The 25,843-nt window shown below is 58.1% G+C and carries 30 protein-coding genes; 18 read left to right on the top strand and 12 right to left on the bottom strand.

Annotated features, from left to right (window positions below; all coding sequences use genetic code 11):
• The first annotated feature begins 14 nt into the window (after positions 1-14).
• From OQ273_RS19635 to OQ273_RS19615, 5 genes are all read left to right on the top strand, one after another.
• Entirely contained in the window at positions 15-398 is a 384-nt protein-coding gene (locus OQ273_RS19635; protein ID WP_267992613.1) for a VOC family protein, read from the top strand.
• 159 nt (positions 399-557) lie between these two features.
• A complete protein-coding gene (locus OQ273_RS19630) occupies positions 558-1,076 on the top strand; it encodes an SRPBCC family protein (RefSeq protein ID WP_267992611.1) in 519 nt (172 codons plus the stop codon).
• A 26-nt stretch (positions 1,077-1,102) separates the two neighbouring features.
• Positions 1,103-1,471: a YciI family protein gene (locus tag OQ273_RS19625; protein WP_267992610.1), complete on the top strand. Its 369-nt coding sequence runs from the start codon at positions 1,103-1,105 to the stop codon at positions 1,469-1,471.
• Positions 1,472-1,474: 3 nt separating this feature from the next.
• Positions 1,475-2,752 (top strand): RNA polymerase sigma factor, encoded by a 1,278-nt coding sequence (locus OQ273_RS19620; protein WP_267992609.1) that lies wholly within the window; start codon positions 1,475-1,477, stop codon positions 2,750-2,752.
• A gap of 210 nt (positions 2,753-2,962) precedes the next feature.
• Complete coding sequence (locus OQ273_RS19615) at positions 2,963-3,289, top strand: hypothetical protein (RefSeq protein WP_267992608.1); 327 nt, start codon at positions 2,963-2,965, stop codon at positions 3,287-3,289.
• A gap of 8 nt (positions 3,290-3,297) precedes the next feature.
• Here the strand turns inward: OQ273_RS19615 and OQ273_RS19610 are convergent, their stop codons facing one another.
• Genes OQ273_RS19610 through OQ273_RS19590 form a run of 5 tightly spaced genes read right to left on the bottom strand, consistent with a single transcriptional unit; the run spans position 3,298 to position 6,350 of the window.
• A complete protein-coding gene (locus OQ273_RS19610; RefSeq protein WP_267992605.1) occupies positions 3,298-4,371 on the bottom strand; it encodes an aminopeptidase in 1,074 nt (357 codons plus the stop codon).
• Positions 4,372-4,411: 40 nt separating this feature from the next.
• On the bottom strand, positions 4,412-5,524 hold the full coding sequence (locus OQ273_RS19605) for a pyridoxal phosphate-dependent aminotransferase (protein ID WP_267992602.1): 1,113 nt from the start codon (positions 5,522-5,524) through the stop codon (positions 4,412-4,414).
• Positions 5,525-5,548: 24 nt separating this feature from the next.
• Positions 5,549-5,764 carry a SlyX family protein gene (locus OQ273_RS19600; protein ID WP_267992600.1) on the bottom strand — a complete coding sequence of 72 codons (216 nt, stop codon included), beginning with the start codon at positions 5,762-5,764 and terminating at the stop codon, positions 5,549-5,551.
• Complete coding sequence (locus OQ273_RS19595) at positions 5,761-6,195, bottom strand: acyl-CoA thioesterase (RefSeq protein ID WP_267992598.1); 435 nt, start codon at positions 6,193-6,195, stop codon at positions 5,761-5,763. The genes OQ273_RS19600 and OQ273_RS19595 overlap by 4 nt, the downstream gene beginning before the upstream one ends.
• Positions 6,192-6,350 carry a hypothetical protein gene (locus OQ273_RS19590; protein WP_267992596.1) on the bottom strand — a complete coding sequence of 53 codons (159 nt, stop codon included), beginning with the start codon at positions 6,348-6,350 and terminating at the stop codon, positions 6,192-6,194. The genes OQ273_RS19595 and OQ273_RS19590 overlap by 4 nt, the downstream gene beginning before the upstream one ends.
• Positions 6,351-6,505: 155 nt before the next feature.
• Between OQ273_RS19590 and OQ273_RS19585 the strand changes: the two genes are divergently transcribed.
• The 6 genes from OQ273_RS19585 to deoA are packed head-to-tail and all read left to right on the top strand — an operon-like array spanning position 6,506 to position 12,679.
• Positions 6,506-8,041 carry an ABC transporter ATP-binding protein gene (locus OQ273_RS19585; protein ID WP_267992594.1) on the top strand — a complete coding sequence of 512 codons (1,536 nt, stop codon included), beginning with the start codon at positions 6,506-6,508 and terminating at the stop codon, positions 8,039-8,041.
• Positions 8,038-9,174, top strand: a complete 1,137-nt coding sequence (locus OQ273_RS19580; protein WP_267992592.1) for an ABC transporter permease — start codon at positions 8,038-8,040, stop codon at positions 9,172-9,174. The genes OQ273_RS19585 and OQ273_RS19580 overlap by 4 nt, the downstream gene beginning before the upstream one ends.
• Positions 9,175-9,178: 4 nt before the next feature.
• A complete protein-coding gene (locus OQ273_RS19575; protein WP_267992590.1) occupies positions 9,179-10,150 on the top strand; it encodes an ABC transporter permease in 972 nt (323 codons plus the stop codon).
• Positions 10,151-10,156: 6 nt separating this feature from the next.
• The gene (locus OQ273_RS19570) at positions 10,157-10,549 is read left to right on the top strand and encodes a cytidine deaminase (RefSeq protein WP_267992589.1); all 393 of its coding nucleotides are present in this window, start codon (positions 10,157-10,159) and stop codon (positions 10,547-10,549) included.
• Positions 10,546-11,337: a purine-nucleoside phosphorylase gene (locus OQ273_RS19565; RefSeq protein WP_267992588.1), complete on the top strand. Its 792-nt coding sequence runs from the start codon at positions 10,546-10,548 to the stop codon at positions 11,335-11,337. Before OQ273_RS19570 ends, OQ273_RS19565 begins: the two co-directional genes overlap by 4 nt.
• Before the next feature lie 25 nt (positions 11,338-11,362).
• Positions 11,363-12,679 carry a thymidine phosphorylase gene (gene deoA, locus OQ273_RS19560; protein ID WP_267992587.1) on the top strand — a complete coding sequence of 439 codons (1,317 nt, stop codon included), beginning with the start codon at positions 11,363-11,365 and terminating at the stop codon, positions 12,677-12,679.
• A gap of 10 nt (positions 12,680-12,689) precedes the next feature.
• Here the strand turns inward: deoA and OQ273_RS19555 are convergent, their stop codons facing one another.
• The 7 genes from OQ273_RS19555 to OQ273_RS19525 all read right to left on the bottom strand — a co-directional run bounded on the left by OQ273_RS19555 (position 12,690) and on the right by OQ273_RS19525 (position 18,361).
• Positions 12,690-13,214, bottom strand: a complete 525-nt coding sequence (locus OQ273_RS19555) for a TIGR02281 family clan AA aspartic protease (protein ID WP_267992586.1) — start codon at positions 13,212-13,214, stop codon at positions 12,690-12,692.
• A 162-nt stretch (positions 13,215-13,376) separates the two neighbouring features.
• On the bottom strand, positions 13,377-14,006 hold the full coding sequence (gene upp / locus OQ273_RS19550; protein ID WP_267992585.1) for a uracil phosphoribosyltransferase: 630 nt from the start codon (positions 14,004-14,006) through the stop codon (positions 13,377-13,379).
• A 111-nt stretch (positions 14,007-14,117) separates the two neighbouring features.
• Positions 14,118-15,086, bottom strand: coding sequence for an adenosine deaminase (locus tag OQ273_RS19545; protein ID WP_267992584.1), 969 nt, complete (start codon positions 15,084-15,086; stop codon positions 14,118-14,120).
• The gene (locus tag OQ273_RS19540; RefSeq protein ID WP_267992583.1) at positions 15,083-16,303 is read right to left on the bottom strand and encodes a phosphopentomutase; all 1,221 of its coding nucleotides are present in this window, start codon (positions 16,301-16,303) and stop codon (positions 15,083-15,085) included. The genes OQ273_RS19545 and OQ273_RS19540 overlap by 4 nt, the downstream gene beginning before the upstream one ends.
• 218 nt (positions 16,304-16,521) lie before the next feature.
• Positions 16,522-17,121 carry a TadE/TadG family type IV pilus assembly protein gene (locus tag OQ273_RS19535; protein ID WP_267992582.1) on the bottom strand — a complete coding sequence of 200 codons (600 nt, stop codon included), beginning with the start codon at positions 17,119-17,121 and terminating at the stop codon, positions 16,522-16,524.
• Between the two features lie 77 nt (positions 17,122-17,198).
• On the bottom strand, positions 17,199-17,831 hold the full coding sequence (locus OQ273_RS19530; protein WP_267992580.1) for a TadE/TadG family type IV pilus assembly protein: 633 nt from the start codon (positions 17,829-17,831) through the stop codon (positions 17,199-17,201).
• 122 nt (positions 17,832-17,953) lie between these two features.
• Positions 17,954-18,361 (bottom strand): pilus assembly protein N-terminal domain-containing protein, encoded by a 408-nt coding sequence (locus tag OQ273_RS19525; protein WP_267992578.1) that lies wholly within the window; start codon positions 18,359-18,361, stop codon positions 17,954-17,956.
• 410 nt (positions 18,362-18,771) lie between these two features.
• Here OQ273_RS19525 and OQ273_RS19520 point away from each other — a divergent pair, with 410 nt between their 5' ends.
• The 7 genes from OQ273_RS19520 (at position 18,772) to OQ273_RS19490 (ending at position 25,822) form a co-directional block, all read left to right on the top strand.
• A complete protein-coding gene (locus OQ273_RS19520; protein ID WP_267992577.1) occupies positions 18,772-18,948 on the top strand; it encodes a Flp family type IVb pilin in 177 nt (58 codons plus the stop codon).
• 231 nt (positions 18,949-19,179) lie between these two features.
• Positions 19,180-19,686: an A24 family peptidase gene (locus OQ273_RS19515; protein WP_267992575.1), complete on the top strand. Its 507-nt coding sequence runs from the start codon at positions 19,180-19,182 to the stop codon at positions 19,684-19,686.
• A 213-nt stretch (positions 19,687-19,899) separates the two neighbouring features.
• On the top strand, positions 19,900-20,694 hold the full coding sequence (cpaB, locus tag OQ273_RS19510; RefSeq protein ID WP_267992574.1) for a Flp pilus assembly protein CpaB: 795 nt from the start codon (positions 19,900-19,902) through the stop codon (positions 20,692-20,694).
• A gap of 97 nt (positions 20,695-20,791) precedes the next feature.
• On the top strand, positions 20,792-22,246 hold the full coding sequence (locus tag OQ273_RS19505; protein ID WP_425493430.1) for a type II and III secretion system protein family protein: 1,455 nt from the start codon (positions 20,792-20,794) through the stop codon (positions 22,244-22,246).
• 43 nt (positions 22,247-22,289) lie between these two features.
• Positions 22,290-22,973 carry a CpaD family pilus assembly lipoprotein gene (locus OQ273_RS19500; RefSeq protein ID WP_267992571.1) on the top strand — a complete coding sequence of 228 codons (684 nt, stop codon included), beginning with the start codon at positions 22,290-22,292 and terminating at the stop codon, positions 22,971-22,973.
• Positions 22,974-23,088: 115 nt separating this feature from the next.
• A complete protein-coding gene (locus OQ273_RS19495) occupies positions 23,089-24,297 on the top strand; it encodes a CpaE/TadZ family protein (protein ID WP_425493429.1) in 1,209 nt (402 codons plus the stop codon).
• 37 nt (positions 24,298-24,334) lie between these two features.
• On the top strand, positions 24,335-25,822 hold the full coding sequence (locus OQ273_RS19490; RefSeq protein ID WP_267992567.1) for a TadA family conjugal transfer-associated ATPase: 1,488 nt from the start codon (positions 24,335-24,337) through the stop codon (positions 25,820-25,822).
• Positions 25,823-25,843: the final 21 nt, after the last annotated feature.

The raw sequence follows: 25,843 nt of genomic DNA, 5'->3' as shown, positions 1-25,843 counted from the left end.
GGGAAAAATTGCGCATGTTCAGTCACATCACACTCGGCACAAATGATTGGCCACGGGCCAGGCCCTTCTGGCAGGCGGTAGCAGCGGCGCTGGATTTACCGGTTCTTTTTGAGCACGAGGAAGGCATGGCCTGGGGCGAGATGACGGGACCGAAGATATTCATCGGCCCGGCCTATGACGGTCAGCCCGCTTCATGCGGCAACGGCACCCATGTTGCATTCCTTGCGGGCAGCAGGGCGGCTGTGGATGCTTTTCACGCGGCGGCGATCGCCCATGGCGGAACGGATGAAGGTGCTCCGGGTCTGCGCCCGCACTACCACGCCGATTACTACGGCGCCTACGTGCGCGATCCGGACGGAAACAAGCTTCAGGCCGTTTGTCATTCGTCAAAGGGCTGATATCGGGATAAGATATATCATAGGAAAAACAAGTGTTTGTAAGGTTTTAGAAAAAAACTGCAAAAAAACTTGCGCCTGTGTCGATTGGCGCGGTGATCGAACGTCATGTCGGTGAAAGCAACGTCTTTCAAGTGTCAAAGACAAACAGGAGCCACCGATATGAACACCTACCTGACCGTTGGCGCGATAGCAGTCGCCATTATCGTCGCAACACCCTTCCTGCTGCCCGCCAGCAAAACCGTGGAGCGCTCGGCTATCGTGCCTGCACCGGCAAACGAAGTATTCCCGGTCATCGCCTCGAATGAAGGATATCAGCGCTTCAATCCCTACAAGCAAAAGGATCCCGATCTGAAGATCACCATGCACGGACCATCTTCCGGTGTCGGGTCGGGGTTTGCCTTTGAGGGCAAGGACGGCAAGGGTACGCAGACCATCACCGCGCTTGATGACAATAGATCGGTGACCATGCTGATCGACCTCGGCGCGATGGGCAAGCCGGTAACGACCTTCGGTCTTGAGCCGGCTGCAGACGGAACGAAAGTGACCTGGTCCACCCGCATGGAATTCGGCATGAACCCCGTTGGCCGCGTGTTCGGGATTTTTCTGGACCGCATGTTGGGGCCGGACTATGAACTTGGCCTCAAGCTGCTCGCCGGCACTGTCTCGAGCCGGAACTGAAACCAGATAGAAGAAGGAACCTGATCATGCGCTACACTTTCTTTCTCTACAGCGACGAAGCGGCCTTTGCCGATGCCGGCCCGGCCGAGATCGAGCAAAGCCTGAAGGTCTTTGGCGAGTACATCGCCATGCTGAAACAGGCCGGAGTCCTCGTGGATACCGATTGGTTGCAGCCATCGGCAACAGCGACGTCCATCAGCAAGGTCGGCGGCGTCAGGAAAATCCAGGACGGTCCCTTTGCCGATACGAAGGAACAGCTTGGCGGCACATTCGTCATCGATGTTCCGGATCTCGACGCGGCGCTCGCCTGGGCAGAAAAATGCCCGGCTGTGCATTACGGGACGATCGAAATCCGCGCCTCGGCAATGCCCGAGGGCGGCAACCCCTACGCCTGACGCTTGTCCGGCGAACCAAGTCAGAAAACCCGGGACGCACGCGCCGCTGCCGCCAGTGTTGCGCGTGCGTCCTATGGCCGTCTGGTCGCCATTCTGGCAAGCCGCAGCGGCAACATCGCCGAGGCCGAGGATGCGCTCGGCGATGCGTTTGCAAAGGCACTGGCGACATGGCCGCGGGATGGCATTCCGGAAAAACCTGAGGCCTGGCTGGTCGCTTCAGCCAAAAACCGCCTGACCGATATCGCCAGAAGTGCGGCAGCGCGCACAACGGACGGCTCGCTCGATGACGAAAGCTACGCGATGCGGGACTTTGCCCACATATTCGAGACTGTCGATGGCGATGAGGTGCCGGAGAAGCGGCTCGAACTGATGTTTGCCTGCGCCCATCCCGCAATCGATACGTCGGTGCACACGCCCCTGATGATGCAGGCCGTGCTCGGCTTCGAAGCCGCCGGGATCGCCAGCGCCTATCTGATGCCGGCTGCCACCCTGGCGCAACGCCTGGTGCGCGCCAAACGCAAGATCAGGGATTCAAAGGTGCCGTTTGCAATTCCTGACAGCAGCGCCTTGCCGCAACGCCTCACGGCGGTTCTGGAGGCTTTGTATGGAGCTTATGCGCTCGGCTGGGACGGGCAGGATGTCGATGTGACCGAAGATATGGCCAGCGAAGTCCTTTATCTCGCAACGGTGCTGACCGACCTCATGCCGGATGAGCCGGAAGCGCTCGGTTTCGATGCGCTGATGTGTTTTTCCTATGCGCGGCGCAATGCCAGATATGATACGCAGGGCACCTACGTGCCGCTTGACCGGCAAGATACGGGCCTTTGGGACGGGACCCTGCTGCGGCGCGGCACAGTGCTGTTAAGCCGGGCTGCCAGGGCCGCTTTGCCGGGTCGTTTCCAGCTTGAAGCTGCCATTCAGGCCGTCCACGCCGAGCGCCGCGCGACGGGGCAGGTCGACTGGGTCGCGGTCTGCCAGCTTTATGAAGGCTTGATGACCGTTGCGCCGACGTCCGGAGCGTCCGTCGCCCGTGCTGCGGCAGTCGGTCAGGCCTATGGTGCGTCTGCCGGCCTCAACGCGCTTGAAGATGCCTTGGTCGCGATCGGGCAGGACGATGTGGCGGGTTTTCAGCCCTATTGGGCGGCGCGCGCCCATTTGCTGCGCGAGGCCGGTCGCCTTGAAGACGCACGTACAGCCTATGCAAAGGCAATCTCGTTGACGACCGATATTGCGGCAAGGCGCTGGCTGGAAAGTGAACTGCAGGCGACCGATAAGGCATGAACCGGCCAAGTGTGAATGGCGTATCTGCAGGCGCATCGTGATCATGCCGTTAGGATTCTGTTAACCAATCAGGCGCACACTGATTCTCAATCTAGTTTTGGAGTTTTCATATGAACCGCATGTCTATTGGTTCATTTCCCAAGTGCGTCTGACGCATGTGCATGAATAAACCTCTCGTCAGACAGCTATTTGGCTGAGAAAGGTATGATCATGCACAATTCAAAACTTAAAGCTGCAACAAAACTACTGGGATATACTATTGCTTTGACGCTTCTCGGGCTGTCGACGCAGGCGCAGGCGTCCGGAATGGCATGCGGCGACCGGACATCCCTGCTCAAGGCGTTGAGCGACAAATACAAGGAAGCACCGCGCGCCTTGGGGCTTTCCTCCTCCGGAAATGCGATGTTTGAGGTCTATACCTCGAAAAAGGGAACCTGGACGATCCTGATGACCACCACCAAGGGCGTCACCTGCATCATGGCCGCCGGCCACTCCTGGGAAGAAGCCCTGGAGATCGCTGAAGGCCCGCAAGTCTGAGCTGTGCGCTAGCCGCAGGACCCGCTGTTTTGGAGCGCCTCCCGGCGTTTATCCTTTCCAAGCCGGGAGAGGCGTTTGACGGTTTTATAGTAGCGCGGATAGTCGCCTGAACACAGCTCCAGCAGGCGCAGGAATTGCGGCACCAGATCGTTATAGACCGAGACGGTCGCCAGTTTGGCGTTGTTGATCGGTGAATTGATCCAGGCGTCGTAACCGTCATAACCATTCCATTTTTGCGCCTTGAGACGGCGATAGCGGGCCCGCATGGTTTCAATGGCCGCTTTCTTGCCCGCCCTTTTTTCCGCCTGGCTGCCGGAACCGGAGTAAACCCGGAACAGATCGCTTCGCGTTTGTGCAATCAGCGCCAGGAAATCTTTCTCGCGGGCAAGCGATTGACGATAGCGCCGCAGCGCTTCCGTCTCGCCGCGATAGTTTAGCCAGGCTTCCGTGCCCGTTTGCTCGACCGAGACGGCAAACGCTTCATTAAAGGCCGAATCGCCCGCCACGTAGACCTGCTGATGCGACAGTTCGTGAAAGACGACACCGGCAAGATAGGGTTCGCCGCGCAGGAACATGGTGTTGAGCAAAGGGTCGTTGAACCAGCCCAGCGTCGAATAGGCCGGCACGCCGCCGATATAGACATCGAGCCCCTCCTCATGCAGACCCCGCGCGAAGGCGACAGCGGCTTCGTTTGAGAAATAACCGCGATAAGGCACGCAGCCAGTCACCGGAAAACACCAGGTCTTGACCTGCAGGGACAATTCCGGTGCGGCAAAGACCGCCCAGGTCACGAACTCGCGTTCTGTGTCCACATAGCTGCGGTAGCTCCGGTTGTCCGGCAGGCCGAGCTGATCGATCGCGAACTGCCGGATCTCTCGCGCCAGCGCCAGTTGTCCTTTCAGTTGCTCCGGCGTGGCGTCGTCATAAAGCAGCCGTTCGACCGGCTGCGCGGAGGACATGAGTTCCAGATGTCCGCTCAGCGATCCGTTGACATATGATATGCCTGCGCAGCCCTGCAGGACGAGCAGCGCCCCCATCATCACGGCAGTAAGACCATGGGATTGTCTTGCAGTATCTGTCACATCCGGTTCCGATCGTTCAGGATGACCGTCACGGCCCGCCTCAAGACAAGTCCACCATGACGTTGCGCAGCTCTTCTTCGAAGATATCGAGATCGCTGTCCGGGCCGACGCTGATACGGATACAACGGTCGAGCGGTGGCACGCCCGGCTTGCGCACAAAAACCCCGCGCTCCATCAGGGCGTTCAGCAATTGCGAGGTAAAGGCGCCGTCCCGGCCGCAATCAATGGCAACAAAATTGGTTGCAGAGCCCAGCGGCTCAAACCCGTTATCGCGCCCGATCCGGTAGAGCCGCCGGCGGGCAGTTTCGATCCGTTCGCACACCGAGCGCAGATAGTCCTGATCGTTCACCGCGGCCAGCGCCGCGATCTGCGCCATCCGGTTAACGCCAAAATGGTTGCAGACCTTTTTGAAAGACGTGATCGTTCCCAGGCTGCCGATGGCATAGCCGCAGCGCAGCCCGGCAAGCCCGTAGCCCTTTGAAAAGGTCCGCAGGCGCAGAACATTGGGCATATCCGCGAGCCGATCGATTGCCGGCAACGCGTCCGGCGGCGCGGTTTCGCAATAGGCCTCGTCGAGCACCAGAAGCGTATCTTCCGGCAAGGCGTCGGCGAAGGCCGCGACCGACTGCGCCGAGTGCCACGTGCCCATCGGATTGTCCGGATTGGCAAGATAGACCAGCGGCGCATTTTCCCGCCTGACCGCCTCTAAAAGCCCCTCCAGGTCTTCCTTGTCGTCGCGGTAAGGGACCGTGACCAGCCGCCCGCCGAAGCCGGCGACGTGGTAGTTGAACGTCGGATAGGCTCCCAGCGACGTCACGACCGGTGTACCGGGAAGGACAACCTGGCGAACGATAAGGCCAAGCAGTCCGTCAATCCCTTCGCCGATGGCAATGCGGTCCATGGGAACGCCAAGATGCGCGCCGAGCGCTGCGCGCAAATCATGGTTTTCCGGATCGCAGTACTTCCAGATATCTTCCGCGCCTGCGCGGATGGCATCCTTGACGGACGGTGCCGGGCCAAAGCCGTTTTCATTTGCTCCGATACGGGCGCGAAACGGCTTGCCAACCTGCCGTTCCTGTGTTTCGGGCCCAACGAAGGGAACCGTCGCGGGCAGCGATTGAACGAGCGGCGTGAAGCGTGAGAATTCGGTCATTGGTCGTTTTCGTCGGCTTGAACGTCAGTAATGCGGGGGTCTTGTAACGGGAGTTTCCTCTGCCGAGCGCTCTTCCAGCGCAAGCAGCCGCTCGATCAGTTTTTCCTGTTTTCTTTCCAACCGGTCAACGACAGACCACTGTTTTTCCATTTCCGCCGAGAGTTCCTCGATGGTCCGTGCCTGGTGAGCTATATGCTCTTCCAACCGTGCCATTTGCTCATCATGCTCGCTGTTTGTCATATCAGCGCGCCCTCCAAAGTCTCGCGCCAGTGCGGATCAAGCGGCCTTGGACGCCTGCCCCTACGGTCGACATAGACATGGACAAAGCGGCCCTGCGCCGCCGCCGTTGAATCTTCATCCCGGAAAAGGCCGATACAATAAACAACCGAAGATGTGCCGATGCGTTCGACGCCGATACCGGCATCAATCAGGTCAGGGAAAGCGAGCTCGGCAAAATAGTGGCAGCCGGTCTCGACCACGAGACCGATTGTCTCGCCTCTTACCGGGTCAAGCAGTCCTTTATCGACAAGCCAGCCATTGATGGCCGTATCGAACAGGGCGTAGTGCACAACATTGTTCATGTGCCCGTAAATGTCATTGTCGGCCCAGCGGGTTTGCAGGGGCCTGAACACCTTGAAGGTTTCGCGGCTAAGCGGCGTCGGTCTTGTCATGGTGTCACCACGCGGCTCTGCCTGTCCTTTCTGGCCGGATGGTCAATGACAAGCGCAGCCCTATCCGGTTTCTGATCGGCCGCACGTGCCGGTTCGCCGGCTGATCCCTGCCGCACGATAATCTGCGGTGTTGCATGAAAGGCGAAAGCGCTCATTGGTCCTCCGGGGCAAATAACCGGTGCATACTTTATCAACACGTTGAAACTGCTTAAACCGCGTTACAGGTAAAAAATAGGGCTTTGGGCTGGTTTCCGATAGGGTGGGAGAATAGAGTAATCGATTAGACCAATTGATAAAAAACGGACACCGCATGAGCGATCTTGCTATCGAACTGAGGGGCATCGACAAGAGTTTCGGCGCGGTTCATGCCAACAGAGACATCAATCTGGAAGTAAAAAAGGGAACGATCCACGGCATCATCGGGGAAAACGGTGCCGGAAAATCGACCCTGATGTCGATCCTCTACGGATTTTACCAGGCCGATCGTGGCGATATATTCGTCAATGGCTCAAAGCTGACAATCCGCGACCCGAATACGGCGATTGCCGCCGGTATCGGCATGGTTCACCAGCACTTCATGCTGGTCGACAATTTCACCGTCCTTGAAAACGTCATGCTCGGCGCGGAGGAAAACGCCATCCTCAACCGCGGCATTGTCAATGCGCGGGCCGAACTCAAGCGTCTGGAAGACGAATATGCGCTGGAGGTCGACCCAGATGCCGTCATCGAGGAACTGCCGGTCGGTCTGCAGCAGCGTGTCGAAATACTCAAGGCGCTTTATCGGGGTGCGGAAATCCTGATCCTCGATGAGCCGACCGGCGTCTTGACGCCGGCCGAGGCTGATCATCTCTTCCGTATCCTCGAGCAGCTTCGGGACCAGGGCAAGACAATCATCCTGATCACCCACAAGCTGCGTGAGATCATGGCGATCACCGACGAGGTGTCGGTCATGCGGCGCGGCGAGATGGTGGCAACACGCACCACGTCCGAAACCTCGGTTGAGGAACTTGCCGAACTCATGGTCGGCCGCCGTGTTCTTTTGAGGGTGGAGAAGGGCGAAGCCCATCCCAAGGATGTCGGCCTGTCGGTCAAGGGCCTGTCGGTCAAGGACAGCCGTGGCGTGACCATGGTCGACAATGTATCCTTCGATGTGCGTGCCGGAGAGATCGTCGGCATTGCAGGCGTTGCGGGCAATGGCCAATCCGAACTGCTGCAGGCGATCACCGGCATTCGCGTCGCCGAGAGCGGCAGCGTGCTTTTGAATGGCGATCCCATCGAGGTCACCGGAGCCGCCGATCCGCAGGAGTTGAGAAAACGCGGCCTTGCCCATGTGCCGGAGGATCGCCACCATATGGGTCTGGTTCTCAGCTTCGAGGAAAATGAAAATGCCATTCTCGGCTATCACTATGACAGCCGCTACCTCAGTGGACCCATGCTCAATCTCGATGCCATCCGCACCCATGCGGCCGAAAGCGCCGAGAAATACGATATCCGGCCTCCGGATGTACGGCTGAAGACGGCGAATTTCTCGGGCGGCAACCAGCAGAAGATCGTACTGGCGCGAGAGATGGAGCGTGATCCGTCCGTTCTTGTCATCGGGCAGCCGACGCGCGGCGTCGATGTCGGCGCGATCGAATTCATCCACAAGCGCATCATCGAAATGCGCGATGCCGGAAAAGCCGTGCTTCTGGTCTCGGTGGAACTTGATGAAATCCGTTCCCTGTCCGACCGCATCCTGGTCATGTTCGCCGGCCGCGTGGTCGGTGAGCGCACGCCGGAAGCAACGGAAGGCGAACTCGGCCTGCTGATGGCCGGCGTCGAGGAAGAAAAGGAGGCGGCACAATGAGTGTTCCTTACGCAAAACTGCCGCTTTGGGTCGAATACGGACTTATTCCGCTGATCAATCTGGTGGTTGCTTTTCTTGTCGCCGGCCTTGTCGTCCTGCTTGTCGGCGAAAGCCCGATCAAGGCCGCGACGCTGCTTGTGCAGGGTGCATTCGGCTATGGCGAGGGGTTGGGTTTCACCCTCTATTACGCCACCAATTTCATCTTTACGGGGCTCGCGGTGGCCGTTGCGTTCCATTGCGGCCTCTTCAATATCGGCGGCGAGGGTCAGGCCTATATCGGCGGGTTGGGCGTTGCCATCATTGCCCTTGCTCTCGACGGCATATTCCCCTGGTTCATCACCTTGCCATTTGCCATCGCAGCCGCAGCGGTCTTCGGTGCGGCATGGGCCTTCATACCCGGATACCTTCAGGCCAAGCGCGGCAGTCACGTGGTTATCACCACGATCATGTTCAATTTCATCGCCGCCAGCCTGATGGTCTACATGCTCGTGGAAGTGCTCAAGCCCGCCGGCTCGATGTCGCCGCAAACCGCGACCTTTATGGCGGGTGCGCACATCCCGAGACTGGACTGGCTGCTCGGCCTCTTCGGGCTGGATATTGGCGGTGCCCCGTTCAACCTGAGTTTTATCATTGCGCTTATCGCGGCGTTCCTTGTCTGGCTGCTGATCTGGCGCACGCGTCTTGGCTACGAGATCCGCACCATGGGCGCCAGCCCGACAGCTGCGCGCTACGCCGGCATCAAGGAAGCCCGCATTATCATCATCACCATGATGATTTCCGGTGCGCTCGCCGGCATGATGGCGCTCAATCCCATCATGGGCGATCAACACCGGCTGCAGCTTGATTTTGTCGCTGGCGCAGGCTTCGTCGGCATTGCGGTGGCGCTGATGGGCCGCTCTCACCCGGTCGGCATTATTCCGGCCGCCATTCTGTTTGGCGTCCTCTATCAGGGTGGCGCGGAAATCGCCTTCGAGATGCCGCAGATTTCCCGCGATATGATCACCATTATCCAGGGTCTGGTCATTTTGTTCGCCGGGGCGTTGGAGCACATGTTCAGACCGGCGATCACGGTGTTCTTCGCAACACTCAGTGGCGCGGGCAAACAGTCCGAAGCGGCTGCGGCGGGGGAGTAGGACCATGGATTATTTTCAGATCATACTGGTCACACTCGAAGCCACAATCCGCCTTTCGGTTCCGCTGATTTTTGCCGCACTTGCCGGCCTTTACTCAGAGCGCTCCGGGATTTTTGATATCGGGCTTGAAGGCAAGATGCTTGCAGCTGCCTTCGCCGGCGGTGCCGCTGCGGCTGTCTACGGATCGGCCTTTATCGGCCTTGCCGCCGCGATCATCGTTTCCGTTGCGCTGGCGATGGTGCACGCCTTCGCCTCGATCACCCAGCGCGGCAACCAGATCGTCTCCGGCGTTGCGATCAACTTCATAGCGCTCGGCGCGACGGTCATCCTTGGCCAGGCCTGGTTCCGGCAGGGTGGGCGAACGCCGCAGCTCGGCGAGGGGAGCCGGTTCGAGGCGATCAAGTTGCCGCTGACCGATACGCTTGCAGACGTACCGGTCATCGGTCCGGTTTACGGGAGCCTCATATCGGAACACTTCCTTCTGACCTATCTTGCATTCGCGCTTGTGCCCTTTACCTGGTGGGTTCTCTACCGCACCCGTTTTGGATTGCGGCTGAGAGCTGTCGGCGAAAACCCAGGCGCGGTCGACACGGCCGGCATATCGGTGACCCAGATGCGTTATCTGGGCGTCTTGTGTTGCGGAATTCTGTGCGGCTTTGCCGGTGCCTATCTGTCCATGGCCGTGGCGGCTGGATTCGTTAAGGGCATGACGGCCGGCAAAGGCTTTATTGCCCTTGCGGCATTGATCTTCGCCAAGTGGAAACCCGTCAATGTCATGCTGGCCTGCCTCCTGTTCGGCTTTCTCGACGCCCTGGCGATCCTGCTTCAAGGCCAGTCATTGCCGGTCGTCGGCGAGGTTCCGGTCCAGTTCATGCAGGCTCTGCCGTATATTCTGACCGTCATCCTGCTGGCCGGATTTATCGGTAAGGCAATACCGCCCAAGGCGGGCGGGCAGCCCTATGTGAAGGAGCGGTAGGGCACCATGTCCAGCGATTTGTTCGAGGCAGCACGAGATGCCATGAGCCGCTGCCACACACCCTACTCGCATTTCCCGGTGGGCGCTGCACTGCGCGCCGATGATGGCCGGATCTATGCGGGCGCCAATATCGAGGTGATCTCCTATCCCGAGGGCTGGTGCGCGGAAACCACGGCCATAAGCCACATGGTCATGGGTGGCGGGAAGCAGATCGAGGAAGTCGCGGTCATCGCCGAAAAAATGGAGGCGTGCACGCCCTGCGGCGGCTGCCGTCAGCGTTTGGCCGAGTTTGGCGGCCCGGATACGAAAATCCACCTGTGCGATATGAACGGTATCGTAAAAACCATAACCCTTGGCGAACTGTTGCCCCTCGCCTTTGACGCGGAAGTTCTGAAATGACTCAGGCTCTATCGGTACTCGACAAGAAACTGGGCGGCCTCAATCCGCGGACCGCCATTGTTCTGGGATCGGGTCTCGGTTCGCTTTCCGGCGAGTTGCGTGATCCGGTCCGTGTCTCCTATGCGGACCTTGAAGGTTTCCCGCACAGCGGCGTATCGGGCCATGCAGCGGAAGTGGTTGCCGGACATATGGGTGAAACACCTGTGATCATGTTGTCCGGGCGGGCGCACTATTATGAAAAAGGCGATGCATCGGCCATGCGCTTGCCGCTTGAAACGTTGCATGGGCTGGGCGTTCAAAAGCTCATCCTGACAAATGCGGCGGGGTCTTTGCGAAAGGAAATGCCGCCCGGTTCCGTGATGAGGATTTCCGATCACATCAATTACGCAGGAGCCAATCCGCTCATCGGTGAGCCGGGTGACCGACGTTTTGTCGGACTGACCAACGCCTATGACGTCGAGATGGCCGATCAAATGGATGCGGCCGCGCGAGAGGTCGGCATCGATCTTTTCAGCGGTGTCTATATGTGGTTTTCCGGCCCGAGCTTTGAGACACCGGCCGAAATCAAGATGGCAGGTATGATGGGCGCCGATGCGGTGGGCATGTCGACTGTCCCCGAAGTCATACTGGCGCGTTTCCTGGGATTGCGGGTCGCGGCGGCATCGGTGGTTACGAATTTCGCCGCCGGTATGAGCGGCGACGAGATTTCCCATGAGGAAACCAAGCAAATGGCGCCGCTCGGCGGCGAGAGGCTGGCTTCGATCCTGAGACACATGCTGTCCGGCTAGTGTTGCTTTCCGCTGGAGAATTGTCATGAGTTTTCTACCTCAGGAAGTTATCCGCAAAAAGCGTGACGGGCAGGCGCTTGACGGGGCCGAAATCGGGGAATTTGTGCGTGGCATAACCGACGGCACCGTTTCAGAAGGGCAGGTGGCGGCCCTGGCGATGGCGGTGTTTTTCAACGGTATGAGCCGCGACGAGGCGGTTGCCCTGACGCTTGCCATGCGCGACTCCGGCGACGTGCTGGAATGGCCGCAGATTGATCGCCCCATTGCCGACAAGCATTCGACCGGTGGCGTGGGCGACAATGTTTCCTTGATGTTGGCGCCGATTGTTGCGGCCTGCGGGGCGGCGGTGCCGATGATATCGGGCCGTGGTCTGGGGCACACCGGCGGAACGCTGGACAAGATGGAGTCCATACCCGGATATCAGGTCATGCCGGACAATGCCCTGTTCAGCGATGTTGTCGATCGCATCGGCTGCGCGATCATCGGGCAGACCGGACGCCTCGCGCCCGCGGACAAAAGGTTTTATGGTATCCGCGACGTGACGGCGACCGTGGAATCCATTCCCCTGATCACCGCATCCATACTGTCCAAGAAACTTGCCGCCGGCCTTCAGGCGCTGGTGCTCGATGTCAAGGCCGGCAATGGGGCGTTTATGGCCGAGCCGCAGGCGGCCATGGCCCTGGCGGAGAGCCTTGTTGCCGTTGCCAATGGCGCCGGCCTTTCCACCTCGGCTATCATCACCGATATGAATGAGCCGTTGGCGAGCGCCGCGGGCAATGCAGTCGAAGTTGCCAATGCCGTAGAGTTTCTGACCGGGGCGCATCGGGACAAACGCCTGGAAGATGTCACCATTGCCCTGGCCGCTGAGATGATAACCGCGTCAGGGATTGCAGCCGACGCCGATCTTGGCGCCCGATTGGCACAGGATGCGCTCTCCTCCGGCAAGGCGGCAGAACACTTCGCAGCAATGGTTTCAGCGCTTGGCGGGCCTGCCGATTTTATGGATCGTTACAGCGATCACCTGCCGGCTGCCCCGATTGTGCGGGATATTCCCGCGCCTCAGGACGGGTATGTCGGCGCGATTGATGCACGCAAGGTCGGCCTTGTTGTTGTTTCGCTTGGTGGCGGGCGCACCCGACCGCAGGATCCGGTTGATCCGCGGGTCGGCCTGACGCAGCTTGCCGCGCTTGGCTCGAAAGTATCGGCCGGCGAGCCCATCGGGCGGGTGCATGCAGCCGATGACGCAGCCGCCGAGCGTGCGGTGCAATCCGTGCGCGCCTGCTACGACATCACAGAAACGATACCGGAAACATCCGTCATCGTCGGGCACGTGCGCGCATAGGCGATGCTTGCTAAAGCTTGAGAATGAGTTTGCCGTCACGTGCCTGAAAGGACGTCAGGCGATTGAGAAAACTCATGCCGATCAGCGTCGCGCCAAGCGAATTGTCGTCGAGCACATAGGCTTCGACATTACGCACCCTGATGGATTTGAGTTCCACGGACTGTAGCATCACCCGTGCGGCCCGGGTCGTGCCGTTAGCGGTGTTGATACGGTATGTGAACATTGATGGTGTCAGGTAGACCCCGATCTGTCGCGCGGTCGACCGGTTGATCGCAACAGCGGTCGCGCCGGTATCGATCAACCCGGCGATCTGTTTGCCATTGATGCGGAAATTGCTGAGATAATGTCCCCGTGCATCGGCGGCGATGACAACATCGCGTCCGCCGGCATAGGCTGCAACCGGGGCCTGCTCGGTCGTTTGACGTATCGGTTTTGCAGTTTCTTCCGTGGTGTATCCCAATTGTCCGTCGACGACCTTCGGCACTGCAACGGCTATGCCCGAAACGACGGCAGCCAGTAAAAAGATCCGCATCATGATGAACGTCCCTGTGCTCAAGTGCACGCAGTACAGCAGGTGAATCCTAACGGACCGCCAGAGCGACCCGACATACCGGACACTGTGTGCTGTACAGGTTAGGGAAACGTTAACTTTTGGGATCAGATTGCACTGATTGAATTGTGTACGGCCTGTCGCAGCCTATTTGGTTCCGTACATGCGGTCCCCGGCGTCGCCGAGGCCGGGAACGATATAGCCTTTCTCATTCAAATGGCTGTCAATCGACGCGGTGTACACGGGCACGTCCGGATGTGCCTTGCGAAACGCTTCGACACCCTCCGGCGCCGCCAGAAGACAAAGGAAGCGCAGATTATGCGCGCCACGTTCCTTCAGTTTTTCAACTGCTGAAATGGATGAATTGGCTGTTGCAAGCATCGGGTCAACGACAATAACCAGACGGTCGCTTATGTCCTCCGGCGCCTTGAAATAATATTCGATCGCCTGAAGCGTATCGTGATCACGGTAAAGTCCGATATGGGCCACGCGCGCTGACGGAACAAGGTCAAGCATGCCTTCCAGCAGGCCGTTTCCCGCCCTCAGGATCGACGCGAACACCAGCTTCTTGCCGGCAAGGACGGGAGCGTCCATTTCGGTCAGTGGCGTTTCGATATTTTCATGCGTAAGCGCCAGCTCGCGCGTCACCTCGTAGCACAAAAGGGTCGATATCTCGCGCAGAAGCCGCCGGAAGCCGGCTGTGGACGTATCCTTCTTTCGCATGATTGTCAGCTTGTGCTGAACCAGCGGGTGGTCGATGACGGTAACGCCGTCCATGGTGATGTCCTTCTCAAACTGGCTGCGCTCAATATGTTGAGCGCATATTGCATCGACCACGATCGGGCAGCAAGCAGAAGCAACCGGCCAAGGCCCTGGCAGCGCGGTTTGTCACAACTTTGCAAGGAGCGATGTGCGGGTGTCTTCGTCGACAAAGGCCGCATTGATCGCTGTGCGCGTCGTTTCGACGAGTTCTTCGTCGCTGAGACCGAACTCGGCTTGTGCGATTGCGTATTCCTTGCCGAGACTGGTGTCGAAAAACGGCGGATCGTCGGAATTCAGTGTCACCTTTACACCGGCATCCATGAGGGTCCTGAACGGGTGCGCGCCGAAACTCTCATAGACTGACAGCGAAACATTCGACCCGGGGCAAACCTCAAGGACAATGCCTTCATTGGCCAGATGCTCGACAAGCGACATGTCTTCGATGGCGCGCACACCGTGGCCGATGCGGGCAGGGCGCACATGCTCGAGCGCATCGCGCACGCTCTCGGCTCCGGCGATCTCGCCGGCGTGGGTCGTAATGCCGAGACCCGCATCCCGGGCAATGTCAAACGCATCGGAAAAATCCGCGTGGGACCCGATCCGCTCGTCTCCGCCCATGCCGAAACCGGTGACCGTCCGGTGCGGCCGCGCGGCGGCAAACCGGGCGACGTCAATGGCGGCGTCCTTGTCGAAGTGCCTGACACAGGTGATGATCTGACGGCCCTCGATGCCGTATTTGTCCCGCGCTCTTTCAATGCCCTCGCCAAGCCCGTTGACATAGGCCTGTGGCGACAGACCGGCCAGGCGGGCATGATCGGGTGAGATGAAAATCTCGCTGTAGAGTGCACCCTCGGACGCGATGGATGCCAGATAACTCTCGGCGAGAAGTGCGTAATCCTCTTCTGTTTTGAACAGGGCGGCAGCGGCATCATAGGCCGCGAGGAAACTCGTGAAGTCGTCCCAGACGAACCGTTTTCCGTCGATCAGATGATCGATGTCGACGCTATATTTGCGTGCCTGTTGGCGAACCAGTTCGGTCGGCGCGGCGCCTTCAATGTGGCAATGGAGTTCAGCCTTGGGGATGTGCCGTGTCAAAGGAAACTCCTTCCATGCGGCCCGGGCGCAAGCCCGAGATGTGCCGCGATGCTCTCGCCGATATCCGCGAAGGTCTGCCTGACACCGGCGGATCCTGCCGTCACGCCGGAGCCGAAGCACAATACAGGCACACGCTCGCGCGTGTGATCATTTCCCCGCCATGTCGGATCGCAGCCATGATCGGCGGTCACGACAACAAGATCGTCGCGTTTCAGCTTCCTGGCGATTTCCGGCAGGCGCGCGTCAAATCGCTCCAAGGCCGCTGCATAGCCTGGCACATCGCGGCGATGCCCGTAAAGCATGTCGAAATCGACGAAATTGGAAAAAACGATATCGCCGTCCCCGGCTGCATCCATGGCCGAAATCGTTGTATTGAAAATGGCCTCGTTGCCGTCGGCCTTGCGCATTTCGCTGATGCCCTGGTGGGCAAAAATGTCGCTGATCTTGCCGACTGCAATGACCATGCGCCCCGCATTGCATGCCCGGTCGAGCAGGGTCGGTTCTGGCGGCAGGACGGAATAGTCGCGCCGGTTGCCGGTTCTCTGAAACTCCCCGGCATTGTCCCCGACAAAGGGTCGCGCGATAACCCGGCCGATATTGAGAGGATCGATCAGTTTGCGGATGATTTCGCAAAGGCTGTAGAGCCGCTCCAGCCCGAAATGATTCTCATGGGCCGCAATCTGGAACACACTGTCAGCGGATGTATAGAAGATCGGCTTGCCCGAAGAAATGTGTTCGGCTCCGAATTCATCGATCACAACCGTGCCCGACGCGTGGCAGTTGGCGAGACTCCCGGGCAGATCCGCGGCGTCGTAAATCTGCTCCAGCAGGTCGGCGGGAAACGTTTCTTCCCCTTCCGGGAAATAACCCCAGTCAAAGAGCACCGGAACGCCGGCAATCTCCCAATGCCCGGATGGCGTATCCTTGCCGTGGGACACTTCATTGGCGCATGCATAAAGGCCGATTGGCTGGATATCGCCATCCATGCCGGCCGGGACCTGTCCGGTTGCCAGCTTTGCGGCCTGTACGAGGCCGAGCGAGGTCAGATTGGGCAACAGCAAAGGCCCCTGCCGAAGTCCCTGCCGGTCGCCAAGGCCCACTGCGCATTGTTCGGCGATATGGCCGAGCGTGTCTGAGCCGGCATCGCCGAACATGGCGGCGTCCGGCGCACCGCCGATACCGAAGGAATCAAGAAGCAAGATGATTGCGCGGGCCATGTTTTCTCTGCCGTCTATTATTCTTAAAGGCGCTCGGATACTGAGCTCGAAGGGGTCTTCGAGACAGTCGTGCACAAACTATTATGCGACACGGCCGGCCACAACAGGATTCTTGATGCGAGGGTGTTGCTGAGCATCAAAGCCCAACTGGATAAAGCGATAACCGACGTCCGCGGTCATCGCCTTTTCAAAAAATGGACCCGCTCACAACACGTGGATCAGGTATTGCAATCGGAGCAATTGATTTCCGTTCCTACCCGTGGCCGCATGAAGTAGGTTTCGCCCAGGTTGAAAGAATTCACGGTGCTGCCCGTGAAGGGAATGGACGTCAGCAAATCGTGCGTGTTGGCAATTTCGCCACGAACATAATAGGCGTCGCCGATCATCAGGCTGTTGGGGATCGTGATGACACTGTTTTTTGCGGGGAGCGTTTCGGTGTCGCTGCGCCAGGACCATTGAACCCTGGCTTCGGTGCCGGCGGCGTTTACCTGGATTGCCGTGTAGCCCAATGCGACCTGATCGGACGCGTAGGGTGCCAGGATGCTTTTGGCAACATCCTCCATGTCTTCCAGGTCATCCTTTGATGTGGTTGTTCCCTGGGTGATGAGATCAAGGGTGACATTGCCGGCCCTTGACACTTTGGTATCCACCGAAAGGGCCACGGTCATCTCGACGGCTCCGATATAGAGGACGACCAGGATAGGTGCGACGAAAGCAAACTCGATGGCGCCGACACCTTCCTTGTTGCCGAGGAAGTTCTGCACGCGCGATTTCAGGCTGACCCTGTTGTTGTGCGACGATTGCATTGTCGATGTCATGACTGCGTCTCCGCGCTCTTCTTTGATGTCCGATCTGTCTCCGGCCATACTTTTGCCCTTAAGCCTTCCTCGACGCGTCAGCTTCCGCCTGTTGTCGGATAGGCTTCGTTCCGGTACGCGGTGGTCGCAACGATCAGATAGTGGTTCTCTTCCGATGAGCCTGATATCCTCACATTCGCAATATAGGGACGGAACAGATCAGCCGTTACTTTCCAAGCGTAGTACGCCCGCAGCACGTTAATGGTTGAAGGGCCGCCGGGATCGAAATCGAAACTGCTCGTGTCCAGCGTTCCACCGGAAAGCGGCACGTTTGTCGGGATTGATGCGAAATCATTGTAGCTCTGCAGATCGAAGAACAGTCTGCTGTCCGTATCCGGCCCGCATGTGAACATGATCGAGACCTCGTTGCAGAGGCGGAGCTTGAACTGTTCCTCGGTGATATCGGTTGAATCGCCGGTGTTGAAGGTGATCTGGCCGGTACGCAACTCACGGCCGATTTTGTCGACGGCAAAATTCAGCGTCTGCTCGGCGGCAAATGCGATGCAGGTTTCGATAATGGCGAATATCAGCAGGAAGAATGGAATTGCCAGCAACGCGAACTCAATCGCGGTGGCGCCGTTCTCGTCCCGTCGTACACGGACAATCGAGAACCGTCTCAAACCCCTCACACGCGCATCGCGTTCGCGCGCTTTACTCAAAAGGACCGGCATGACAACCCCGCTAACTGGACCTGTCTGCAAATCCTAATACAAAGGAGTTTACAATCGGTATCCGAAATTGATCGGAACCAATTCAGCAGATTCCGGCTCTGTTTACTATTTTTTGGAAACGGCTATCGCTCAAGGTCCAAAGGTTCGCATGCGGGCGTGCAGGACATGATCTGGCGCTCGACCTGTCGATAAACCTGCATGGTGTTGTGCGCCTCGAGCGAAACCAGGACGCGCTCGTCAACGATCGCGTTACCGTCATTGTCAAGGATGACAAGGTTTGTGGTTCCGAAGCTTTTACCGGTCAGAATGATTGTCTTCGGATCTGAGACGGTTGCGTCGGCTATATCGGCGTTTCCGATAATAACGCGGCTGATCGGCCGGTCCAGCTTGATGACCCTAGCATAGTCGAGATCGACTTTGATCGGGTTTTCCGCAAGGACAGGCGCATTCGTACCGGCCAGTGCGGCGAGCACGATGGCCACCGTGCTGATCGATCGGACGGTCGAACGAATGTCAAACAGCTTGAACATAGAATGCTCCCCGCGGCGCGGCTTTGGATGAAACTGCCCTAAAAGTCGCCCGGAATGGTGAATGAAGACTTAACGTCAGGCAAATCCGCGTAAAAAGTTCAAATGAAGTGGTGCATCAGGTCGCAATTGTGCGGGTTTCACGTCCCATGTGCATCAAAGGGAACGCCGCTACACATTATATATATACGCCCGGCAATATAGCCGGCTTGCGGTCTGCGGCGTTTCGCACGGCAAACGGCGACGCCGATTAATATAGGATTTACCAACAAATCCCGTGCCTGCTTTGCCAACCTTTCGGTAACCATGTTTCTTAAGCTGTTTTCAAAACCTGTCCGGTAGCGTGCCCCTCGTCCGATCAGTGTGAAAAAGACTGACGGACGTGCTGAATAAGTGGAGCAAGGAGTTATCCAATGACAAAGATGTTTGCACGTTTCATGAAAGACGAATCCGGCGCGACTGCCATTGAATATGGCCTGATCGCTGCTCTGGTTGCCGTGGGCATCATCGCAGCCCTTAATGGTCTGCAGACCGGCCTTTCTGGCGTGTTCGGCGACATTCAGGGTGAACTTGAAGGCGCCGTTAGCTAATAGCTGACTGCATCGTTGAGTTGGCAAAACCAACTCAGCGATGCTGCTCCCTCAAGTCAGCAAGGCAGTGCAGCACTGATTCAGTTATGCGCCATACCCATGCCGACTTAGGTGAAACGCGATATTTACCGCCCGGATCAGGTTCCGGGCGGTAATTTTTTTTAAAGAACTCATTGTTCATATGAACCGGCGGTGGAAAGACCGCGGAAAACGGTTCAACAGGAGAATAAAGTGCTGACCTCGGCGATCATGGTGGTTTTCCCTTTATGCCTTGCGTTCGCAGCCATCTCCGATGCGCTGACAATGACAATACCGAACCGGGTGTCGGTCATTTTGCTGGCAACGTTTGCCATTGTTGCTCCGATTGCAGGTTTGCCGTGGCAGGACTATGCCATGCACTTTGCAGCCGGTCTGATTGTCTTTGTGGTCTGCTTTGGCTTGTTCGGGATCGGTGTCATGGGCGGCGGTGACGCCAAACTGTTGACCGCGACGGCCGTGTGGTTCGGTCTGAACATGGAACTGCTGGACTTCCTGGTCGCCGTTGCGATGATAGGCGGCCTCTTGACCATCCTGCTGGTTATCTGCCGTTTGCCGGCTTTCGCGATCTACAGATTTGGTCCGGTCAGTCATTTGCTCGAGCCGAAAGCCGGTATCCCCTACGGAATTGCGATCGGGATCGCAGCGCTTATCTGCTATCCGCAATCGCCGCTCGTACAAATGGTCCTGTTGCACCACTGAACCGCCCTCTGACGCGGTCGCCTTGCCATCGGCCGGTTACGCCGGGGCCTTTCAATCCTTCCGTTCCGTTACTTGCCGCTCTGGCGGTTAAACCCTTTCTCTGACTGATTAAATTGCTGTTAAGTAAGATTGGTAGCGGCGCATTAACCATAAGTACACGATTCATGCTGCATTGTTTGCCCGACAATTGGAAATGTGTTCCGGGGAAACGGTATGAAGCCCGCACGCTTAATAGTAATGGCCATCGCTTTGGTTGCCGCAGTCGCAGCCGGATACCTGATTTTGAACATCATGGGCCAGGCGAACAACGCGCCAGTCCGTGAAGTAGTGAAGAAAGTAAGGACCGACAGTGTCCTGGTCGCTTCCAGCAGCCTGCCCATCGGCTCCCGGTTGACCGAAGCCAATCTGGATTGGCAGGAATGGCCCGAAGATTCCGTTTCTGACAGCTTTATCACCCGCTCCACGCGGCCCGATGCGGTCGGTGAACTGGAGGGGTCGATCGTCAGGCTGCCCGTTTTCGAGGGTGAGCCGCTGCGCACCGAAAAGATCGTCGATGCGGGTACGCGAATCATGTCGTCCATTCTGCCTTCCGGCAAAAGAGCCGTCTCAACCGGCATATCGGTTGAAACGAGCGCCGGTGGCTTCATTCTTCCAAATGACCGCGTTGACGTCATCATGGTCCGCAATTCGGACGATGCCGGTTTCCTGACGGAAACGATTCTGGAAAACATCCGCGTTCTGGCGATTGACCAGCGCATTCGTGAGGATGAGGACGGTAAGAAAACTGCCGTTGGATCGACCGCCACGCTGGAGCTGACGCCGGAGCAGGCAAAAATCATCGCCGTTGCCCAGCAGATGGCCTCTCGGTTGACGCTCGCCCTGCGCAGCGTTGCCGATGTGCAGGATCCTGACACCGGCGGTGCGGATCATCTTCTGAGCGGCGAAGACGGCGGATCCATTCAACTGATCCGCTCTGGCCAGATCATCAATGTCGGCGCAGCCAACTAGACCGGGGAATAAGACAGTGCATAGAACCAATTTTTCAGCTCTTGCATCGGCATTCGGTCGCAAATCGCTGCTGGCGGGCGTGGCACTGACCTGTGCCATGGTCTTTACGGCCGAACCCTTTGTGGCGACGGCAAATGCCAACCCACAATCGATAAAGATCCAGAAATCCGGTGTTGGTAATGTCAAAGACGTCAAGCTTGGCTTGAACAAGGCCATTGTTGTCGATCTGCCCGAAGATGCGCAGGATATTCTGGTCGCCGACCCCGAGGTCGCCGATGCAGTCACGCGCTCTGCGCGCCGCATCTATCTCTTCGGAAAGGCCGTCGGCCAAACCAACATTTTTGTCTTCGGAAAAAACGGCAAACAGATTGTCAGTCTGGATCTTGCTGTCGAGCGCGATATCACCGGCTTGCAGCGACAGCTCTCCCGTTTCATCGAGGACTCCGATATCACGGTCGAGATTATCAGCGATAACATTGTCCTGACAGGAACGGTCCGTACGCCTCAAGACGCCTCCCGGGCAAGCCAATTGGCCGAAATCTTCCTCAAGGGCGGTGAGGCGACGACCCGCAATATCACCGCCATAGGCGAGGGCGGAGACGCGGCGATTTTTGCTGAACAAAGGCAGGTCTCGCAGATCATCAACCTCCTCGACATCGCGGGTGAGGATCAGGTGACGCTAAAAGTGACGGTCGCCGAAGTCAGTCGGCAGATCCTGAAGCAGCTGGGCGTCAACACGACGATAACCCAAAACGGCAATCCCGTTTTCGACTCCGTCAATCCCGCCGCACTTGGTGCTGCGATCACGAACTCGGGTGGTCTGGTAGGCGGTAGTTTCGGAAACTTCGGACTGGACTCCTATGTCCGGGCAATGGAGCAGGCCGGTGTGATGAAAACGCTGGCCGAACCCACCCTGACCGCAATTTCAGGTGAACCGGCCACGTTTTTCGTCGGCGGTGAATTTCAGTTCCTCAGGGAAATAACCACAACGGCTGCCGGTGGTTCGGTCCAGACCTATGACGAAAAGGAATGGGGTATCGGTCTCGAATTTACACCGGTCGTCTTGTCGGAGGGCCGCATCAGTCTTCGCGTCAGAACGGAAGTGTCTGAGCCAACCTTTGAAGGCAGTGCGGCATCATTGGGCGGCGTAAGGACCAATGGCGGCGGCACGCTGAACGGTGTTCGCAGAAGGGAAGCCAATACGGCTGTCGAACTGCCGTCAGGCGGCTCCATCGTCATTGCAGGACTGGTTCGCGACGATCTTCGTCAGGTCATGAGCGGATTTCCTGGATTGTCCAAAGTACCCGTACTCGGCACACTGTTCCGCAGCCGCGATTTCGTGCGCAACGAAACGGAACTCGTCATCATCGCAACGCCTTATCTTGTCCGTCCTGTGGCACGCAACAAGCTGTCGCGGCCTGACGACAATTTCAACGCATCGAGCGACGGCGCAGCGAATTTTCTCGGTCGCGTGAACCGGGTCTACGGGCAGATGGAAACCGATCTTCCCAAGGGCCGCTATCACGGTGTTGTCGGCTTTATCTACAAGTGACGAAGGGTTGGAACCACAAATGACCTACACGGAAACTGTTTCTATGAACCAGCCCACAAAACGCAAATCGTTCACGCCGGCCGGCATCGCCGCCGTAGCCTTTGCCGCTCTCCTGGCGGGCTGTGCCAACGTCCACGATATCGAGGTCGGTTCAATTCCCGATGATTATCGGACCAATCATCCGATCATGATCTCGGAAAAGGCGCACAATCTGGATGTCCCTGTCGCCAGCACCGACACGGATCTGAATTTCGGCAGGACAAGCATGGTCCGCGGATTTGCGGCCGAGTACCGCGAGAATGCCTCCGGCACGGTTCAGATTATGACCCCGGTTGGCTCCGCGAACGCAGCCGCTGCATCGCGCCTCGCTGGTCAGATCAAGAAAATCCTCGTTAAAGAGGGCATACCGTCACGCAAGATTGCGTATCAGTCCTATCAGGCCGCCGCGCAGAATGATGCGGCTCCCGTCCGGCTGAGCTTTACGGCGATCGGCGCGCATACCGCCCAGTGCGGACGTTGGCCGAAGGATATTGCGCTCAATACGATGGAAAACAAGCACTATGAGAATTTCGGCTGTGCGACACAGAACAATCTGGCCGCTCAGATAGCCAATCCGTCGGATCTGATTGCGCCGCGAGATATGTCTCCTATCGACGCGCAAAGGCGTGACGTCGTGATCGGAAATTACCGGCAGTACGGGTCCACCGCCACGGGCGGCGATGAATAATCGGTCCGAACCAGGATCATTCGAGAACGCAAAGCGGGATGATGATATGAGTGAGGTAGCTGAAAACCCGGAAGGTGGTCAGAGCCTTTTGGATACCGGCGAAAACAAGGACGCCATGGACAGTCTGCGGCCATTGCCGCGAATCTCCATACAGGCTTTCTGTGAATCTGAAAATCTCCTGCAGACCATAAGTTCCATGGCCGAGGACAGGCGTCTGGCGCGTACGCATCTGCGCACGGTGAGCGGAAACATAGAATCCGCGTGCACAATGTATGCGTCTTCTCCCACGCCAAACCTAGTCATTCTCGAGAACACGGAAACCGGTGACCAGCTGTTGGAGCGCCTGCAGGACCTTGCAGAGGTGTGCGATCCGTCGACAAAGGTCATGGTCATTGGCTATGACAATGACGTGTTCCTCTACCGCGAGCTGATCCGGCGCGGCATATCGGAATATCTGGTGGGACCGGTTTCGATCGCCGATGTCCTGCACGTCATTTCCAACATATTCGTCGATCCGGACGCCGATCCGCTTGGCCGCACGATCGCGTTTCTGGGAGCAAAGGGCGGCGTCGGGTCGTCGACGATTGCTCACAACAGTGCGTGGGGCATTTCCGGTCTTTTTGAGACGGAAGTCATTCTCGCCGATCTCGATCTTGCATTCGGAACGGCCAATATAAACTTCGATCAGGACCCGCCTCAGGGGATTGCCGAAGCTGTCTTTTCGCCCGAGCGTCTTGACGACGTTTTCCTGGAGCGGCTGCTGTCGAAATGCGCTTCGCATCTTTCGATGCTCGCGGCGCCGTCCATGCTCGACCGTACCTATGACTTTAACGGGTCGACCTTCGAGCCGGTTCTGGAGATTGTCCAGCGGACCGCCCCCGTGACGGTTCTCGATATTCCGCATATGTGGACGAACTGGACAAAGGCTGTGCTTACCGAGGTGGATGATGTCGCCGTCGTTGCAACGCCGGATCTTCCGAACCTTCGCAATACGAAGAACCTCATGGATATGCTTGGCAAGATTCGCCCGAACGACCGGCCGGCTCGTTTGATCCTCAATCAGGTCGGCATGCCCAAGCGGCCAGAAATTTCGGTCAACGATTTCTGTGAGCCGCTGGAACTGGAGGCGACGGCAATCATACCGTTCGACGCCCAGCTTTTCGGCAATGCGTCCAACAGCGGTCGGATGATCGCCGAAACGGACCCGAAGGCGCCGACGGCCGAGACGTTCTCTCAGCTGGCGCATGTCCTGACCGGGCGAGCGGAAGTGAAAAGTCAGAAGAAGTCGGGACTGGCCGGCCTGCGGTCGCTCCTGAAGCGTTAACAGGTCGCACAAGAGTCTCAGGTTGCAGGGGTAATACATGTTTGGCAAACGCGGAAACGGCGGCTTCGGAAAGGTGGAGGACACAATCGTCCGCACTCCACCTCTGGCACCGGAACTGGACACGGCGGAAACGAACGTTGCGGCGCCCGCCCCGGCAGCAGAGCCGGAGGAGATGACCGTCAACACGCCCATTACTCCCGGTGGCGGAAGACCGGAGAAAAAGAAGCGGGCAACCAAGAAAACGGACAGCTACTATACGACAAAGTCGCAGGTGTTTTCTGCGCTGATCGATACGATTGACCTGTCACAGCTTTCCAAGCTCGACAATGAGAGCGCGCGCGAGGAAATTCGCGATATTGTCAATGACATTATCACGATCAAGAACTTCGCCATGTCGATCTCCGAGCAGGAAGAATTGCTCGAGGATATCTGCAACGATGTACTGGGCTACGGTCCGCTTGAGCCGCTTCTGGCACGCGACGACATCGCCGACATCATGATCAACGGCTCTGGACAGAGCTACATCGAAGTCGAGGGCAAGGTAGAGGAAACCGAGGTTCGTTTCCGCGACGAAAGCCAGCTTCTTTCCATCTGCCAGCGCATCGTCAGTCAGGTCGGCCGTCGTGTCGATGAATCCAGCCCCATATGCGATGCGCGCCTGCCCGACGGCTCCCGCGTCAACGTTATCGCGCCGCCGCTTGCGCTGGATGGAACAGCGCTGACAATTCGTAAATTCAAGAAGGACAAGCTGACCCTCGACCAGCTCGTCAACTATGGATCGATCACGCCCGAGGGCGCGACCATCCTGCAGATTATCGGCCGCGTGCGCTGTAACGTGGTGATTTCCGGCGGCACAGGCTCCGGCAAAACCACCCTGCTGAACTGCCTGACGCGCTATATCGACGAAACCGAGCGGGTGATCACCTGCGAGGACTCAGCCGAACTGCAGTTGCAGCAGCCTCATGTGGTGCGGCTTGAAACCCGGCCGCCGAATATTGAAGGCGAGGGCGAGATCACCATGCGCGATCTGGTCAAGAACTGTCTGCGTATGCGGCCCGAGCGTATCATCGTCGGCGAGGTCCGCGGGCCTGAGGTGTTCGACCTGCTACAGGCCATGAACACCGGCCATGACGGTTCCATGGGAACGATCCACTCCAATTCGCCGCGCGAATGCCTGAGCCGTATCGAATCGATGATTGCAATGGGCGGCTTCTCGCTGCCGGCAAAGACCGTGCGCGAAATCATCAGCGGTTCCGTAGACATCATCATACAGGCGGCCCGCCTACGGGACGGTTCGCGTCGCATCACCCACATTACGGAAGTCACGGGTATGGAGGGTGATGTGATCATCACCCAGGATCTGATGACCTTCGATATCAACGGCGAAGATGCAAACGGCAAGGTTCTCGGTCAGCACATGTCGACCGGAATCGGCCGCCCGCAATTCTGGGAGCGCGCCCGTTACTTTGGTGAAGAGCGCCGTCTGGCTGAAGCAATCGACAGTATGGATCAGGCAGTCGCCTGAGAGATGGTCGACGGAGAGGGC

Origin of the sequence: Hoeflea prorocentri (assembly GCF_027944115.1) — a bacterium.
Taxonomy (GTDB): Bacteria; Pseudomonadota; Alphaproteobacteria; order Rhizobiales; family Rhizobiaceae; genus Hoeflea_A; species Hoeflea_A prorocentri.
Note: the sequence above shows the minus strand (reverse complement) of the source record. Positions and strands in the feature narration are given on the sequence as shown.

What these genes read in the sequence shown, in the direction of transcription:
- OQ273_RS19535 (WP_267992582.1), bottom strand. Translation starts at nt 17,121, where the DNA reads ATGACATCGACAATGCAATCGTCGCACAACAACAGGGTCAGCCTGAAA.
- OQ273_RS19540 (WP_267992583.1), bottom strand. Translation starts at nt 16,303, where the DNA reads ATGGCCCGCGCAATCATCTTGCTTCTTGATTCCTTCGGTATCGGCGGT.
- cpaB (WP_267992574.1), top strand. Translation starts at nt 19,900, where the DNA reads ATGAAGCCCGCACGCTTAATAGTAATGGCCATCGCTTTGGTTGCCGCA.
- OQ273_RS19585 (WP_267992594.1), top strand. Translation starts at nt 6,506, where the DNA reads ATGAGCGATCTTGCTATCGAACTGAGGGGCATCGACAAGAGTTTCGGC.
- OQ273_RS19520 (WP_267992577.1), top strand. Translation starts at nt 18,772, where the DNA reads ATGACAAAGATGTTTGCACGTTTCATGAAAGACGAATCCGGCGCGACT.
- OQ273_RS19500 (WP_267992571.1), top strand. Translation starts at nt 22,290, where the DNA reads ATGAACCAGCCCACAAAACGCAAATCGTTCACGCCGGCCGGCATCGCC.
- OQ273_RS19635 (WP_267992613.1), top strand. Translation starts at nt 15, where the DNA reads ATGTTCAGTCACATCACACTCGGCACAAATGATTGGCCACGGGCCAGG.
- OQ273_RS19615 (WP_267992608.1), top strand. Translation starts at nt 2,963, where the DNA reads ATGCACAATTCAAAACTTAAAGCTGCAACAAAACTACTGGGATATACT.
- OQ273_RS19590 (WP_267992596.1), bottom strand. Translation starts at nt 6,350, where the DNA reads ATGAGCGCTTTCGCCTTTCATGCAACACCGCAGATTATCGTGCGGCAG.
- deoA (WP_267992587.1), top strand. Translation starts at nt 11,363, where the DNA reads ATGAGTTTTCTACCTCAGGAAGTTATCCGCAAAAAGCGTGACGGGCAG.
- OQ273_RS19505 (WP_425493430.1), top strand. Translation starts at nt 20,792, where the DNA reads ATGGTCTTTACGGCCGAACCCTTTGTGGCGACGGCAAATGCCAACCCA.
- OQ273_RS19565 (WP_267992588.1), top strand. Translation starts at nt 10,546, where the DNA reads ATGACTCAGGCTCTATCGGTACTCGACAAGAAACTGGGCGGCCTCAAT.
- OQ273_RS19605 (WP_267992602.1), bottom strand. Translation starts at nt 5,524, where the DNA reads ATGACCGAATTCTCACGCTTCACGCCGCTCGTTCAATCGCTGCCCGCG.
- OQ273_RS19525 (WP_267992578.1), bottom strand. Translation starts at nt 18,361, where the DNA reads ATGTTCAAGCTGTTTGACATTCGTTCGACCGTCCGATCGATCAGCACG.
- OQ273_RS19595 (WP_267992598.1), bottom strand. Translation starts at nt 6,195, where the DNA reads ATGACAAGACCGACGCCGCTTAGCCGCGAAACCTTCAAGGTGTTCAGG.
- OQ273_RS19600 (WP_267992600.1), bottom strand. Translation starts at nt 5,764, where the DNA reads ATGACAAACAGCGAGCATGATGAGCAAATGGCACGGTTGGAAGAGCAT.
- OQ273_RS19575 (WP_267992590.1), top strand. Translation starts at nt 9,179, where the DNA reads ATGGATTATTTTCAGATCATACTGGTCACACTCGAAGCCACAATCCGC.
- OQ273_RS19630 (WP_267992611.1), top strand. Translation starts at nt 558, where the DNA reads ATGAACACCTACCTGACCGTTGGCGCGATAGCAGTCGCCATTATCGTC.
- OQ273_RS19555 (WP_267992586.1), bottom strand. Translation starts at nt 13,214, where the DNA reads ATGATGCGGATCTTTTTACTGGCTGCCGTCGTTTCGGGCATAGCCGTT.
- OQ273_RS19570 (WP_267992589.1), top strand. Translation starts at nt 10,157, where the DNA reads ATGTCCAGCGATTTGTTCGAGGCAGCACGAGATGCCATGAGCCGCTGC.
- OQ273_RS19490 (WP_267992567.1), top strand. Translation starts at nt 24,335, where the DNA reads ATGTTTGGCAAACGCGGAAACGGCGGCTTCGGAAAGGTGGAGGACACA.
- OQ273_RS19625 (WP_267992610.1), top strand. Translation starts at nt 1,103, where the DNA reads ATGCGCTACACTTTCTTTCTCTACAGCGACGAAGCGGCCTTTGCCGAT.
- OQ273_RS19580 (WP_267992592.1), top strand. Translation starts at nt 8,038, where the DNA reads ATGAGTGTTCCTTACGCAAAACTGCCGCTTTGGGTCGAATACGGACTT.
- upp (WP_267992585.1), bottom strand. Translation starts at nt 14,006, where the DNA reads ATGGACGGCGTTACCGTCATCGACCACCCGCTGGTTCAGCACAAGCTG.
- OQ273_RS19495 (WP_425493429.1), top strand. Translation starts at nt 23,089, where the DNA reads ATGGACAGTCTGCGGCCATTGCCGCGAATCTCCATACAGGCTTTCTGT.
- OQ273_RS19530 (WP_267992580.1), bottom strand. Translation starts at nt 17,831, where the DNA reads ATGCCGGTCCTTTTGAGTAAAGCGCGCGAACGCGATGCGCGTGTGAGG.